Source organism: Pelomonas caseinilytica (assembly GCF_021353235.1).
In the GTDB taxonomy this organism is placed as follows: Bacteria; Pseudomonadota; Gammaproteobacteria; order Burkholderiales; family Burkholderiaceae_C; genus Pelomonas; species Pelomonas caseinilytica.
Genome location: NZ_JAJTWT010000014.1, coordinates 50,053 through 63,971, shown reverse-complemented (window position 1 = coordinate 63,971; position 13,919 = coordinate 50,053). Strand labels below are relative to the sequence as shown.

14 protein-coding genes are annotated in these 13,919 nt (G+C 69.5%); 1 reads left to right on the top strand and 13 read right to left on the bottom strand.

The annotated features are described in order from the left end of the window. Nucleotides 1-12 precede the first annotated feature (12 nt). The 12 genes from LXT12_RS23470 to LXT12_RS23415 form a co-directional block, all read right to left on the bottom strand. Nucleotides 13-357, bottom strand: a complete 345-nt coding sequence (locus LXT12_RS23470) for a VOC family protein (protein WP_233394732.1) — start codon at nucleotides 355-357, stop codon at nucleotides 13-15. Nucleotides 358-418: 61 nt separating this feature from the next. Continuing rightward, nucleotides 419-760 (bottom strand): YciI family protein, encoded by a 342-nt coding sequence (locus LXT12_RS23465; RefSeq protein ID WP_233394731.1) that lies wholly within the window; start codon nucleotides 758-760, stop codon nucleotides 419-421. 542 nt (nucleotides 761-1,302) lie between these two features. Further along, nucleotides 1,303-1,527, bottom strand: coding sequence for a hypothetical protein (locus LXT12_RS23460; protein WP_233394730.1), 225 nt, complete (start codon nucleotides 1,525-1,527; stop codon nucleotides 1,303-1,305). A gap of 71 nt (nucleotides 1,528-1,598) precedes the next feature. Next, the gene (locus LXT12_RS23455) at nucleotides 1,599-2,465 is read right to left on the bottom strand and encodes a PsiF family protein (protein ID WP_233394729.1); all 867 of its coding nucleotides are present in this window, start codon (nucleotides 2,463-2,465) and stop codon (nucleotides 1,599-1,601) included. 225 nt (nucleotides 2,466-2,690) lie between these two features. Continuing rightward, the gene (locus LXT12_RS23450; RefSeq protein WP_233394728.1) at nucleotides 2,691-3,008 is read right to left on the bottom strand and encodes a hypothetical protein; all 318 of its coding nucleotides are present in this window, start codon (nucleotides 3,006-3,008) and stop codon (nucleotides 2,691-2,693) included. 122 nt (nucleotides 3,009-3,130) lie between these two features. Then, on the bottom strand, nucleotides 3,131-3,691 hold the full coding sequence (locus LXT12_RS23445; protein WP_419964788.1) for a nucleotidyltransferase family protein: 561 nt from the start codon (nucleotides 3,689-3,691) through the stop codon (nucleotides 3,131-3,133). Nucleotides 3,692-3,699: 8 nt separating this feature from the next. Then, nucleotides 3,700-5,367: a long-chain-fatty-acid--CoA ligase gene (locus tag LXT12_RS23440; protein ID WP_233394726.1), complete on the bottom strand. Its 1,668-nt coding sequence runs from the start codon at nucleotides 5,365-5,367 to the stop codon at nucleotides 3,700-3,702. After that, complete coding sequence (locus LXT12_RS23435) at nucleotides 5,364-6,236, bottom strand: DMT family transporter (protein ID WP_233394725.1); 873 nt, start codon at nucleotides 6,234-6,236, stop codon at nucleotides 5,364-5,366. The genes LXT12_RS23440 and LXT12_RS23435 overlap by 4 nt, the downstream gene beginning before the upstream one ends. A gap of 34 nt (nucleotides 6,237-6,270) precedes the next feature. Then, nucleotides 6,271-6,492: a cysteine-rich CWC family protein gene (locus LXT12_RS23430; RefSeq protein ID WP_233394724.1), complete on the bottom strand. Its 222-nt coding sequence runs from the start codon at nucleotides 6,490-6,492 to the stop codon at nucleotides 6,271-6,273. A gap of 4 nt (nucleotides 6,493-6,496) precedes the next feature. Beyond that, nucleotides 6,497-9,244, bottom strand: a complete 2,748-nt coding sequence (locus LXT12_RS23425) for a DUF3857 domain-containing protein (RefSeq protein ID WP_233394723.1) — start codon at nucleotides 9,242-9,244, stop codon at nucleotides 6,497-6,499. 50 nt (nucleotides 9,245-9,294) lie between these two features. Then, nucleotides 9,295-9,984 (bottom strand): hypothetical protein, encoded by a 690-nt coding sequence (locus LXT12_RS23420; RefSeq protein WP_233394722.1) that lies wholly within the window; start codon nucleotides 9,982-9,984, stop codon nucleotides 9,295-9,297. A gap of 76 nt (nucleotides 9,985-10,060) precedes the next feature. Then, on the bottom strand, nucleotides 10,061-11,392 hold the full coding sequence (locus LXT12_RS23415) for a DUF4397 domain-containing protein (protein ID WP_233394721.1): 1,332 nt from the start codon (nucleotides 11,390-11,392) through the stop codon (nucleotides 10,061-10,063). Nucleotides 11,393-11,591: 199 nt separating this feature from the next. Here LXT12_RS23415 and LXT12_RS23410 point away from each other — a divergent pair, with 199 nt between their 5' ends. After that, complete coding sequence (locus LXT12_RS23410) at nucleotides 11,592-13,643, top strand: NADPH-dependent 2,4-dienoyl-CoA reductase (RefSeq protein ID WP_233394720.1); 2,052 nt, start codon at nucleotides 11,592-11,594, stop codon at nucleotides 13,641-13,643. Here the strand turns inward: LXT12_RS23410 and LXT12_RS23405 are convergent, their stop codons facing one another. After that, nucleotides 13,644-13,853, bottom strand: coding sequence for a hypothetical protein (locus LXT12_RS23405; RefSeq protein WP_233394719.1), 210 nt, complete (start codon nucleotides 13,851-13,853; stop codon nucleotides 13,644-13,646). Nucleotides 13,854-13,919 lie beyond the last annotated feature (66 nt).

The window sequence follows — 13,919 nt, the reverse complement described above, 5'->3', positions numbered from 1 at the left end:
GCTGGCCGAACATCATGCAGTGGCCGTCCACCGTGCGGACGCCGAACTCGCGCATGCCCCAGGGCTCGTCGCGCAGCGGCTTGCTGATCTCCCGGCACCGCGGGCGGCGACGTCGGCGTGCAGCGCGTCGATGTCGTCGACCTGCACATGGGCGAAGTAGCCGTGGTCGCCGAGCTGCGACGGCGGCAGGGCATCGGCACATTCGCCGGCCATGATGATGCAGGCGTCCCGCTGCAGCCAGCGCCAGCCGGGGTCGCCCAGCTCGTACACCTCGAAGCCGAGCGCGTCGCGGTACCAGGCGGCCGAGCGCGCCAGGTCGGACACGGCGATGACGTAGCGGGGTTGGGTGAGCGCCATGAGGAGGTCAGGCCCGCCGCTGCGGAGCGGGATGGAGATTGTGCGAGCTCGACCCCGCCCCTCAGCTCTCGGGATCATCCCCGAACTCACGGAGCTCCTGCGAGCATCGGCAGGCCTTGGCGATCTTGGCGGCCCAGAGGATGGCGGCTTCGCGCGACGGAAGCCGCAGAACGCAGAAGCCGCCGTCGAACTCCGCAGTCTGCGGATAGGTTGCCTGGATGGCCGAGCCGTCCGACGCGACCATGAGCGGGGCGGCATCCGCGTTGATGCCGCCGCCGAACACGTATACGCCCGCCGCCTTGGCCTCGCGAACGACCTGCCGCGCCGCCTCGCCCACGGCGGCCAGCTCCTCGGCGGGGACATCCATGGCACTTGCCGGAAAGGAGATCAGGTAGTTAATCATCGTATGGTCCTTGGGTGGGCGTCGACGGTGTTCGAGAGGATGGTCGAGCGGAAGCTGCGGCCTGGTTGCCGCCTTTCACCGTGGCAGTTTGGCTGATGGCTTGCGACCCTGAGCGGAAGTAGCCGCCAGCGAACTCGCTACCTCAAAGCGGACATTCAGCGAGCTTTGGACGGCGAACGTTTCAGCCGCCGGGGAAGAAAACCGCCGTACCTGGCGGCACTTCGGACTTGCTGACAGACTCCGGTAGCGTAATGAAGATTCGAATCTCGGGGTTATCGGTGCGTCGGTTATGCACAGCATCTAGTCCTTTGATGACGGAGTCAAAGGCATCGCCGTCAGGCCGAACCAGCCTCACCACAGCACCTGGTGTCAATGGCAGCTTCGTGCCCGCAGGCATACCGGGCGTTAGCAGACATCCGCGGCCGGAGATCTGAAACGCATCTTCGACGGTCAGTACAAGAAGTCGGCTCGTTTCCAAGACTCAAAAATCGCCTGAAGCAGGCTATTGCCTACTTGCGCTCCTAGCCGAGGCCAGTCTTTACTCAGTCGGCATCGTCTGTGCGTAAGGTGTTGACTATCTCCTGATGGAGAGCGTCGGCGGCAGCTTTCTCTGCAGCCCAAACAGGTGACTGCGCAAACCGAAACTTGGCCTCGCGAAGCGAAAGGCCAAACTCTTCGCGAATGATCTTGATCGCGCGAACTGGGTAAGCGCCGCTTTGCCTCAGCTCCGCGAGCCGCAGCGCCACTTCAGGACGAGGTTCAATCATCGTTTCAGGTTACCTGAAAGCCGTCGGTTGCGACCGGCTGCTGCTGATCGATCCCAGTCGGGGCGACGCCATCATCTGCCCAATGGAATGGCTTCTCTCGCTCCACTGGCGAGCAGGCAACTCTTATACGTCTCAAGATACGCCTGACCTTCCAGACCAATGGACTGGGCTCGGCACCGATAAAACGTGCCCAGCTCAGATCGAATGTTAAGCCCCGAGCAACTGAGCATGAAGGCCTTTCGCTCGCCCCCTATCAGAGAACGATGGCTCGCTTCGGTCGAGCAGTACGTCATTACGCTGCGAGGCAGTTGCAACCCCTCCTTCCACTCCTGAGGCAACTGGTCGACCGTTACAAGGCGATCCTCATTTCGCATTCGGTTGGAGCCGGATGCCGGCAACCCGGGCGGTTGAGGTTGCCTCAGCATGGCAGAAAGCGCGCCTTCATCTCTGCCCAGCGTCGTCGCGCATTCGTTGGCCCATGCGATCTCGTCGGCATCGAAAGCACGTACATCCGACTGCCCGACAGTTCCTGAAACTCGGTCATCCCACATGACGGTCTTGGATGGTGGTGGGCAGGACGGCGGCACGTGACTAGTGATCCAAAGCCTGCCGTTGCAAACGAGGGCCTCCTCGTTCGAAGGACTCCACCCAACGTCCGGCTCGCCCCTTGGCGCGGCGCCATCGCAATAGGTACGCGTCCGTGATCCGGGAGTTCCACAGGCCCAATCTAGTTTCAGGTAGTTGGACTTGGCAGTGCCGAGCATGCGGCCCTCATACCCGCGTCCAGTGGCCACGTATGACCACAGGCCGCAGACCTTGTTGCCAACTTGTCGAAGGTAGATGTGCTCGGAACCATCCCACTCGCCCGAGAAGAATTCCTGCGCGTGGCTCACGCCACATAGCAGCGCGAGGGCCAGTCCGTACAGCCGGTTATTCATTTGCGACGCCTCACGCTACTCCTCGCGGCTGATTCGATTGATGGACACCAACAGGGTCATGTTCATGTGCTGGGCCAAGCCTCTCCGAAAGCTGACCTTCGCCACGAGCCGCTCCTGGCCGGAAGGACCTGCTCGTGGTACGACCAGAACGCGGCCAATCTCGCCGGCCAGTTGCCGATGATCGCTTTCCCGGCTGCCAGATCATGAGCATGCATCGAGGCTCCACTAAGCCCAGAAGACGAAGCCCACCGCAATGACCCCAATCAGGTTCGCCTGGCCTTCGAACAGGCGCCTCCGGGGCGGGCCCCATGCCTTGATGCTTGTGTGGATCTCGGGGATCGACTTTGAGAGGTGCCCAGCCCGCCACAAGCCGTAGACGCCCAGACCGCTCTGCGCAAAGTACAGCGCAAGCACCAATGCTTTGGCCGACGGCCCGCGCCACTCCGGCAGCAACAGATACGTCGATGCCGCCGCGAAGAGCCCTAGATCCAACAGGAGGCCTGCCATAGCGGCATACGTCGCGACAACCGACGGTTTAGTCATGTCAAGACCCCCAGATACCTTCTGTCAGACTACCAGAGACCGGTCGTTCGTGAACGACGCTTCCTGGCCGAGACCACCCGTTCGGACGAGCACGGCGACCGCTGCAGCCACCGCCACACCCCCTACTCCATCTCCACCACCACCCTCGGCCAACGCTCCACGTAGCGCTTGCTCTCGCACCGCTGCTGGTAGGTCTCCACGCAGACCCGCACCGGGTTGCGGCGGATGCGCATGCCCAACAGGTCGGCCAGGCCGTGCGGGGCGATCACGTGCAGTGCGTCGTCGCCGTCCAGCCAGACCGCCACGGCGGTGGCCGGCTCGGGCCAGGTGGCGACGGCCTCGTCCAGCGACTTCAGCGGCGCCACCGCGTGCCCGAAGTGGGCCTCGAACCACAGGTGCACGCCGGCCTGGTTGGTGACCTCCCACGGCAGGCTGGGACAGCGCTGCTGGAGCCGGCGCTGCAGGGCCGCGTCGCGCGCGGGGTCGAGGTCCTCGGCGCAGAAGTAGGCGAGGTCCACGTCCGCCGGCGCCGTGGGCTGGGCGTAGCCGTGCAGCGCATCCCAGACAAGGTTGCGCAGCGCGCCCGCGCCGATGCACCACTGCGCCAGGCCCAGGTCGCGGCCGGCGCGCAGCGCGGCCATGAACCAGGGCGTGGCGCGGACGAGGGCGGCCAGCTGCGCCACGTCAGCCCTCATCCCCTGCCGCGCTCGCGCTCCTGCAGCGAGCGCCACATCACCTTACCGGCGCCGCTCTTGGGCAAGGCGTCGACGAACTCGACGACTGCGGGCACCTTGTAGGCGGCCATGTGGGTACGGCACCAGTCGCGCAGCTCGGCCTCGGTCAGGGCCTGGTGGCCGGCACGCTTGACGACGACGGCCTTGACGGTCTCGCCGCGGTAGGCATCCGGTGCCGAGATGATGCAGGCCTCCGCGATGCCGGGGTGGGCGTGCATCAGGTTCTCCACCTCCGACGGCCAGACCTTGAAGCCGCTGGCGTTGATCATGCGCTTGAGCCGGTCGGTCATGAAGAAGTAGCCATCGGCGTCGACGTAGCCGATGTCGCCGGTGCGGAAGAAGCGCTTGCCCTCGAACTCGACGAAGGCCGCCTCGGTCGCCTCGGGGCGCCCCCAGTAACCCTCGAAGACCATGGGGCCGTGGACGATGATCTCCCCGCTTTCGCCCACGGGCAGCTCGCGCATCGTGTCAGGGTCGACGACGCGGGCGTCGCAGCTGACGTAGGGCACGCCCAGGCATTGCTGCTTGGGCGCGTCGTAGGGGTTGCTGTGGCTGGGCGCCGCCGTCTCCGTGAGGCCGTAGCCCTCCATGTAGCGCAGGCCCCAGCGCTGCCAGAGGCGCTCGGCCACGGCCTGGGGCATGGCCGCGCCGCCGCCGCCGATGGAGACCATGTGGCTGAGGTCGAAGCTGTCCACGCGCGGGCTGGCCAGCAGGTCGATGACCATGGTGGGGATGTTGGTCCAGCGCGTGACGCGGTGCTCGGCGATGAGGCGCGCGGCGTATTCGCGCTGCCAGCGCGGCATCAGCACCAGGGCCGCGCCGCAAGCGAGGGTGCCGTGCAGCACAACGACCATGCCGGTGATGTGGAACATGGGCACCACGCCTAGCACCACGTCCTCCTGGTTGCCGGTGGCCCAGAGGATGCCGGCGAAGACGTTGTGCTGCAGACTGCGGTGCTTGTGCATGCAGCCCTTGGGGTGGCCGGTGGTGCCGCTGGTGTAGGGCAGCAGGGCGAGGTCGTCGGCGCCGACCTCCGTGACGGGCGGTGCGGCCGTGCAGGCCATGGCCTCGGCCCAGGCGGTGGCGCCGGCAGGCAGGGCGATGTCGGCATTGAGCCAGTCGGCCCAGCCGGGCGGCAGGCCGGGGTCGTCGGTACGGCCGCCGGGCAGGACCTCGGCCAGCCGGGTGACGAGCAGGTCCTTCGCCGCCATGCCGGCGGCCAGCCACTCGGCGGTCAGGTCGGCGCTGGTGATGGCCAGCACGGCGCCGCTGTCCTCGATGAGGTGCCTGAGCTCGGCCGCGCGGTTCATCGGGTTGACGGGCACGACGACGGCGCCCAGGCCCAGGACGGCGTAGTGGGCGATGACGAGCTGGGGGCAGTTCTGCAGCCCGACGAGCACGCGGTCGCCCTTGCGGATGCCGCGCTCGGCCAGCCAGGCGGCCAGGCGGTCGACCTGCGCGGCCAGTTCGGCGTAGGTGGTCGTCTGCCCGAGGTAGACCAGGGCCGGACGCTGCGGATAGCGCCGGGCGCTGACGAGCAGGTTGTCCGGCAGGGCGGTCTCGGGGGGGCTGATCGCGTGCGGCACGCGGGCCGGCCAGAAGCTGTGGTGCGCTCGACGGCTCATGCAGGGGTCTCCGGTTTTCTGGCCACGACGAGGTAGACGCCGAGCAGCGTCACGCCCATGCCGACGATGGCCTGTGCCCCCAGTGTCTCGTTGAACAGCAACCATGCCATCACCGAGGTGACAGAGGGCACGAGGTACATGGTGCTGGACACGGCCGTAACGCGCCCATGCCGCAGCATGTAGAACATCAGGCTGATGCCGCCGGCCGTCAGCACCAGCACGCTCCAGGCCATGGCCAGCAGCACGGAGGCGTTCCATTCGATGCGCATGGGCTCGGTGAGCCAGGCCGCGGGCAGGGTGGCCGCCAGCGCCGCGGCGAACTGCACGACCTGGCCGGTGCGCAGGTCGAACTGCGGCACGAAACGCTTCTGGTAGAGCGTGCCGCCCGTGATGGCCAGCAGGGCCATCACGCACAGCAGCAGCGGCGCGCCGAAGGAAGTGCCCACGGTGAGCTTGTGCCAGATGACGAGGACGACGCCGGCCAGCCCCAGGGCCACGCCCAGCCACTGGCGCGGCGCGACGCGCTCGCCGATCAGCGGCGCCAGCGCGGCGACGAGCACCGGCTGCAGGTTGACGATGAGGGCCGCCGTGCCTGCCGGCAGGCCCTGGCGGATGGCGACCCAGACACCGCCCAGGTAGAGCGCCTGGATGCCCAGGCCCGCGACGGCCAGGTGGACCAGGGCGCGGCCCCGCGGCCATGGCGCGCGGGCGGCCAGGGCCAGGCCCAGCATCAGCACGAGCACGCCGGCATAGCGCCAGCTGAGGAAGGTCAGCGGGTCGGCATAGGGCGCGGCCAGCTTGGCGACGATGTAGCCGGTGGCCCAGATGAAGATGAACAGCGGCGGGGCGAGGCGGTCGAGGGCGGACATGCGGGCATCATGCCCGCCCGCCGGTCCGCTGCCGTCAGTCAGGTTGGGCGGGCAGCGGGCCGCGCGCGGGCTCGCCCGCCGCCAGCTCGCGCAGGCAGGCCAGGCACAGGCAGCCGCTGTAGCGGGCGGCCAGGGCCTGGCGCTGGGGCTCGGTCAGGCGGATGTCGAAGCAGTCGCAGCGCCCCGCCTGCGCGCCGCATTCGAAGCCGCCGCCGCAGCGCGGGCAGGTGGCGTCGAGCAAGGGGGCGGTGGCCATGGCGTCAGGCGGTCAGGGATGACGCCGATTGTGGATCGGCGGCCGGAGCGACGGGCGCGGCCGGCGGTACCGCGGCGGACTCGAGCCGGTTCACGAAGGTGCGGCGCACGCGCTCCGAACGCAGGAAGTAGCTGATCCAGATCGCACCGAACACGGCGCTGCGCACGGCCTCGCCGATCTGCTTGTCCGTCCACTGGCCCTTCAGGGAGGGAATCAGGTTGAAGGCGACGGCGTCGCACAGCAGCGCAGCGAACACCAGCATCCACCAGGCGATGTAGAGCCGCGGCAGGCTGCTGCGCCGTTTGGCCATCAGCCACAGCAGCAGCAGGGCGCCGCAGGCGATGGCGAGGTTGAGGATGGACTCGACCAGCACGGTCGGCGCGAGCATCGGGTGATAGGCGGCCGAGCCGGGACGCGACAGCAGGGTCCAGCCCTCCACGGTCAAGGCCGGCAGGGCTTCCATCAGCACCTTGCCGGCGTGAAACGGCGTGGCGATGAGGCCGAGCGCCGGCAGCCAGAGCCAGCCGCCGATGGCCGTCGCGGCGACGCCGCCGGGCGGCAGCGGCGCCGGCTCGGGGTCCCAGCGATAGAGGCGGCGCGCCAGCAGGCCGAGGCCGCCCAGCGCCGCCACGCCTGTGAGCAGGGGCAGCCAGTGCGGCGAATCGGCGCCGGGCGCGCGCGCGGGCGCGGCAGGCGCCGTGGCCTGAGAGGCTGCGGCGTCAGCGTGGTAGAGGCTGTAGTTGATGCCGGCCCGCGCCTTCTCGAGCTGGGCGACATAACGCGGCACCTCGGCGGCAGGGACGTGGTTGCTGCGGCTGCGGTAGTGGTCGGTCAGCACGAGGACGTTGCCGTCCTTCCAGGCCTCCTCGCGCCTCATCTCGAAGGCCGGGTCCTCCACGGCGATGCGATCGGGCTTGACGTCCCACTGGCCCGGCAGGCGGAACTCGCTGACGAGGGTGAAGTCCACCGGGTGGCGCAGGGCGAGCGGCCCCTGGCGGTTGACGGCCTGCGGCCGGCGCAGCCATTCCATCAGATCGGGCACCTCGAGCTCGCCGTTCCAGCGCGAGCGCTTCTCGTCGCGCTTCCAGTAGCTGGGCATGCGGTAGTGCTCGACGAGTTCGACGGTGTTGGCGTTGCGGTCGTCGCGCACCATGTAGGGCTGGTCGACGGCCAGGCCGGGGTAGCTGGCGGCGTAGAAGTCGAGGTATTGCTTCTGGAGATCGTTGCGGGCGGTGGTGGCGAGGGCCTCGCGCAGCTGCTCGGCGGATTCGCCATGGGCCAGCGTCGTGACGGTCAGCGTGGCCGGCTGGTCGAAGCCGGCGCTGGCGTCGAGCACGGCGCGCAGTTCGCGGCGCAGGGTGCGCGCCTGCGGACCAGCCATGGGCACGAGTTCGCGGGTCGCCGCGTCCACGATCAGGGCACGGCCGAAATCGGCTTGCACCCATTGGTCCAGGCCCTTGCCGGCCTGGGGCGTGCGGGTCGGGTCCAGCCAGACGCGGCGGTCGCCCAGGTCGGCCTGCACGATGACGTGGTTGAAGGCCCACGGCGTGGGCAGCCGGTCGGCCGTGGCTTCACGCAGCCGCGTGTTGACCAGCGCGGGCCGCGCCGGGATGCCCAGGCGCTGCAGCAGCGCCAGGCTGAGCAGGGTCTTGTCCTTGCAGTCGCCGAAGCGGCGCTGCAGCACCTCGGCCGGCGCGTGGGGCGCGTGCGAATTCACGCCCATCTCGATGCCGAGGTAGCGCACCTCCCCCTGCACGAAGCGCAGCGCCGCGAGCAGGCGCTGCTCGGGGTCGGCGGACTGTGCGGCGATGCGGGCCACCTCGCGGTCCAGCGCGGGCAGCGCGCCTTCGGGCAGGCGGTACAGCGGCTGCGCCCAGCGGGCCACGTCGGCCCAGCCCTGGAATTCGCCCCACTCGACCCAGACGTAGGGGTCGAACCAGCCGGGGCTGTTGGCGTCGACGACGCGCGCCGGCACGTCGCGCATCTGCCAGCGGTGGTCCAGCTCGCTGCCGTTGTCCGCCACGCGCGCAGCCTGGGCGCCGTTGTGCAGCTTCCAGTACAGCGGCCGACCTTGCGGCCACAGCAGGCGGGCATGCAGCCGGGCGACGGGCACGCCCCATTCGAGGTCGAAGCTGCCGAACTGCCGGCCGCCGAAGACGGGGTTGTGGCCCTGGCGGCTGTAGACGGTCTCCACCACGTCGCCCACGCGCACGTTCTGCAGGGCGACGTGGGCGGTGAGCCGGCCATCGAAGATCAGCGACTCCAGGCTGGCCTCGCGCTGCAGCAGCTTGACGCCGCCGGCCGGCACGCTGAACACCGTCCTGCCGGCGCGCCGGACTTCGATGCGATGGATGGTGAGGGTCTGGTAGCTGGGGTCGAAGCGGATCTGCACATTGGCCGCCTCTTCGACACCGCGCTCGTTGACGGCCCGCACGGCCACGTGGTGATAGTCCGTCTGCTGCGTGCCGACGACGCGCACCTGCTCGTCGGCCAGCAGGTAGTGCTCGCCCCCGCTCAGGCCTTCGGCCGGCGCGACGGCGTCCAGCGGCACCGCCTGCGGCTCGACCCAGGCCGGCGCGGGGCCGAAGGCCAGGCCGCGGTCCGGCACACCCGGCGCGGCCGGTGCGGCCCACCCGGGCGCCCCCGCCAGCAGGAGCAGCAGCAGTTGCAGGATGGACAGCATCCAGCCGCGGCGCGCCCGGCCATGACGACCCCGCTGGCGCCGGTGCGCGCCTTGTCGATTGCGCTCCATCCGGCGCCCCCCTCGTTCTGCGTTGGCCCGATTATGGGCACCGGCACCCTTCAACCGAGGTGGGGTTGGGGATCGTCCGGAGGCGCGATCGGGGTGGCCCGGGCCAGCGCCATCCAGGTGGCGAAGTCGGGCTTGTGGGCCCGCCTGGGCGCCGGCCGGGCCAGTTCGAGGTGGCTGTCGTGGCCGATGAGCACGCCGTACTCGGGCGGGATTTCCTCGGGCTCGGCGATGCCGGCGCGGATGACGAACCAGCACTGGCCGCACAGCGCCCGGTAGGCGGCCGACTTGGCAGGCCGGCGCAGTTCGCCGAGCAGGTCGGCACGGCTGACCTTGATCTCGTGGATGGCGGGCTCGAGGTAGTCCTCGACGGTGCTGTGGCGGATGGAATAGACGTCGGGCAGGGCGTTGACCCAGAGCATGCGGCCGTCGTCCTGGGGCAGGCCGGCGCGCAGGGCCAGGCCCCGCCAGGCGATGCGGCCGGCGCGCTGCATTTCGGTGGCCACGCGCTCGACGAGGCTCTCGTGGGCGTCGCGGGCGGCGCGGTTGCGGGTCAGCGATTCGGCCAGCACGCCGACGCCGGCATCGGTGACGCGCAGGCGCTCCCGGCCGTCGGCCTCCAGCAGGCGCTCGACCCAGCCGGCCGCAAGCAGCTCGACCTCGACGAGGTCCTGGCAGGGCCAGCCGGCGCTGCGCCAGAGCTGGCGCAGGCGCTGGACCTGGAGTCGGGTGGGAGTGGGCATGGCGCCATCTTCGCGCCAACAACGAAAAACCCCCGGCCGGTGGGCACGGGGGCTCGGTGGCCGGAGCGGCGGACGCTTACGGGCGCTCGCGCTTGGGCAGGGCGCCCATGCCGGCGACAGGCATCGTCGACGTGACCGTCGACGCCGTCGAGGTCGTCGGCACGGCGAAGAAGGTCCAGACGCTGTTGGCCGGGAAGGCCAGGTCGGACTTGGTGTAGATGGACGCGGCCGAAGTCGGCACCGTCACGTCGACCTGCGAGCTGGTCGTCGACGAGATGCTGGTCGGCGTCGAGGCCGTGCCCGGGGCGACGTTGGAAGCGATGGTGCTGAAGTCGACGTTCAACGAGGAGCTCAGCGTCGGCAGGGCGTTCACCAGGCGGATCTTGACGTTGCCGCTGACGGTGGGCAGGCGGTTGTCGTCGCTCAGCACCGACATCTTGGGCGCGGAGGCATCGCCCCAGATCAGCAGGGTGTAGTCGCCGCCGGCCGTCAGCGTCGGGGGCGTGAAGCTGATGCCCAGGCCGTTGACGTTGACGCTCAGCGTGCTGGCACCGGAGGTGGTGGTGACGTAGTTGCTGATCAGCGGGCTGATCGCGGCGGCGGAGAACATCGTCTTGTTGTTGATCGACGAGGTCACGGTGCTGCCGTTGGTCAGGGCGGCGACGGTGCGCACGCGGGCCTGCGTGTTGGCGAAGTTCTTGACGGCGCCCTTCTGGACCAGGGTGATGCCGTTGACCAGCACGCCGCCGTCGGTGGCGGTCAGGATCAGCGTGTTGACGCTCGCCGAGTCCAGCGTGATGGCCGGGATCTCCAGCCGCAGGTCGCCGCGCTGGTTGTAGCCCGTCGCGCAGACGCGGAAGGTGCCGGAGTTGATCTGGATGTAGCCGCTGCCGGCGCCGCCCTGCAGGTTGGTCGTCAGCGCGGTTTCCGAGGCGAGCGAGCAGTCGGCGGCGGTCGTCACGTAGACGTCCATCGCGCCGGCGTCGGGAGCCAGGTTCAGGACCAGCAGCTTGGCCTTGTTGGCGTCGGGCGCGTCCTGGTTCTCCTGCAGCAGCGTGGTGCGGATAGCACCGGCGAAGCCGTAGGTGATGTAGGTGTAGTTGCTGCCGCCGGTCAGGGTGGGCGTGGTGGCGGCGATGCTGGTGCCGACGTCGCTGGTCAGCACCTTGGTGGCCGTGTTGTTGGTGTCGACGGTGCCATAGTCGCCGACCGCCGCGTAGGCGATCTTGCTGTTGATGGTCTTGTCGTTGACCGTCAGGTCCAGCGCAGCGTAGGAGCGGGTCGCGTTGAGCAGACGGACTTGCGTGTTGCTGCCGCTGCCGCCACCGCTGCCGCAGGCGGTCAGGAAGGCGGTCGCCGACAGGCTCAGCGTCAGGGCCAGCCGGGTGGCCCAAGGGGTGAATCGCATCGAGAACTCTCCGAAAAAACCAAACCGCCGGGCCGAATCCCAAATTCGCGGACTTGCGATTAGAACCCAAGCCGGGGGTGTCGCGATTTCCGCCGTCTAGCAGCGGGTGAAGAACTGTTGCTGCCAGCCGTCCGCGCGCCGCCGCCGACTGAGGAGAACTCTCCAATTCCCGCGGCCGGCCCCTGGTTAGCATCGCCCGATGAACTACCCCCACCTCCTCGCCCCGCTGGACCTCGGCTTCACGACGCTGAAGAACCGCGTGCTCATGGGCAGCATGCACACCGGCCTGGAGGACGGACGCAAGCACTTCGAGCGCATGGCGGTGTTCTTCGCCGAGCGGGCCCGGGGCGAGGTGGGCCTCATCGTCACCGGCGGCTTCGCGCCCAACATCGAAGGCTGGGCCAAGCCCTTCGCCGGCACGCTGGCGACCTCGGGCGCGGCGCGGCGTCACAAGATCATCACCGACGCCGTGCACGCCGAGGGCGGCAAGATCGCCCTGCAGATCCTGCACACCGGGCGTTATGGCTATTCGCCGCTTTGCGTGGCGCCGTCGCGCATCCAGAGCCCGATCACGCCGTTCACGCCGCGGGAGCTGAGCGAGCGCGGCATCGAGCGCCAGATCCGCGCCTTCATCCGCTGCGCCAAGCTCGCCCGCGAGGCCGGCTACGACGGCGTGGAGGTCATGGGCTCCGAGGGTTATTTCATCAACCAGTTCCTCGTCGCCCACACCAACCACCGCACCGACGGCTGGGGCGGCAGCTACGAAAACCGGATGCGCCTGCCGCTGGAAATCCTGGCGCGCATGCGCGAGGCCGTGGGGCCGGACTTCATCATCATCTACCGCCTGTCCATGCTGGACCTGGTGCCCGACGGCAGCAGCTGGGAGGAGGTGGTGGAGCTGGCCCGGCGGGTGGCCCGTGGCGGCGCGACCCTCATCAACACCGGCATCGGCTGGCACGAGGCGCGCATCCCGACCATCGCCACCAGCGTGCCCCGGGCGGGCTTCGCCTGGGTCACCGCCAAGCTGCGGGCGCAGCTGCGCGCCGAGGGCATCACGACGCCGCTGATCACCAGCAACCGCATCAACATGCCCGACGTGGCCGAGAGCGTGCTGGCCGACGGCAGCGCCGACATGGTGTCCATGGCCCGACCCTTCCTCGCCGACCCCGAGTTCGTGCGCAAGGCGCGGCAGGGCCGGGCCGACGAGATCAACACCTGCATCGCCTGCAACCAGGCCTGCCTGGACCACACCTTCCAGCAGAAGATCTCGACCTGCCTCGTCAACCCGCGGGCGGCCTACGAGCAGGAGATCGTGCTGCGGCCCGTCGGCGACGCCCGCAAGCGCATCGCCGTCGTGGGCGCCGGCCCGGCGGGCCTGGCGGCGGCCACGACGCTGGCCGAACGCGGCCATGCGGTGACCCTGTTCGACGCGGCGGCGGAGATCGGCGGCCAGTTCAACATGGCCAAGCGGATCCCGGGCAAGGAGGAGTTCCACGAGACGCTGCGCTACTTCGGCCGGCGCATCGAGGTCACGGGCGTGGAGCTGCGGCTCGGCCACCGCGTCTCGGCGGACGATCTGAAGGGCTACGACGACGTGCTGCTGGCCACCGGCGTGAGTGCGCGCGACCCGAAGATTCCCGGCCAGGCCGAAGGCATGGCCCGCGGCCAGGTGCTGAGCTATGTCGACGTGCTGAGGGACGGCAAGCCGGTGGGCGGGCGCGTCGCCATCGTCGGCGCCGGCGGCATCGGCTTCGACATGGCCGAGTACCTGCTGGAAGCCGGCCACTCGCTGACGCTGGACCCGGCCGCATGGCGCCGGCACTGGGGCGTGGGCGACCCGGAGCAGGTGCGTGCGGGGCTGCTGCGGCCCGCGCCCGAGGCCCCGTCGCGGCAGATCACGCTGCTGCAGCGCAAGGCCGGCAAGCCCGGCGCGGGCCTGGGCAAGACCACCGGCTGGATCCACCGTGCGGCGCTGAAGATGAAGCAGGTGGAGATGCTGTCGGGCGTCAATTACGAGCGGATCACGCCCGAAGGCCTGTGGGTGAGCTATGGCGAGAAGCGGGCCGACGCCCAGTTGATCGAGGCGGACACCATCGTGCTGTGCGCGGGCCAGGAGCCGCTGCGGGAGCTGCAGGCGCCGCTGGCGGCCGCGGGCGTGAGCGTGCACCTCATCGGCGGCGCGCTGGAAGCGGGGGAGCTGGATGCCAAGCGCGCCATCCTGCAGGGCACGACGCTGGCCTGCCGGCTCTGATCAGCGCTGGGAGAGCTGCCAGAGCTGGTAGAGGGTGTCGTCGGCCTGCTCGTCGACCTCCAGGCCGGTCGCGAGGTCGAAGCTGGAGTCGTACCAGCCGCAGGTCTCGGGCTTGGCGCCCGGGCGGGGGGCCGTGCGCGGCCGGGCTTGCGCCGCGAGGTTGAACTTGGAATTCGACCAGGGCTGCTGCGAGGCGCTGAAGGTTTGCATGGCGATCTCCGGGGGCTTTTGAAGGTTCCAGCGCCATGAACGACGCGACACCGTCAGCATCGGCGC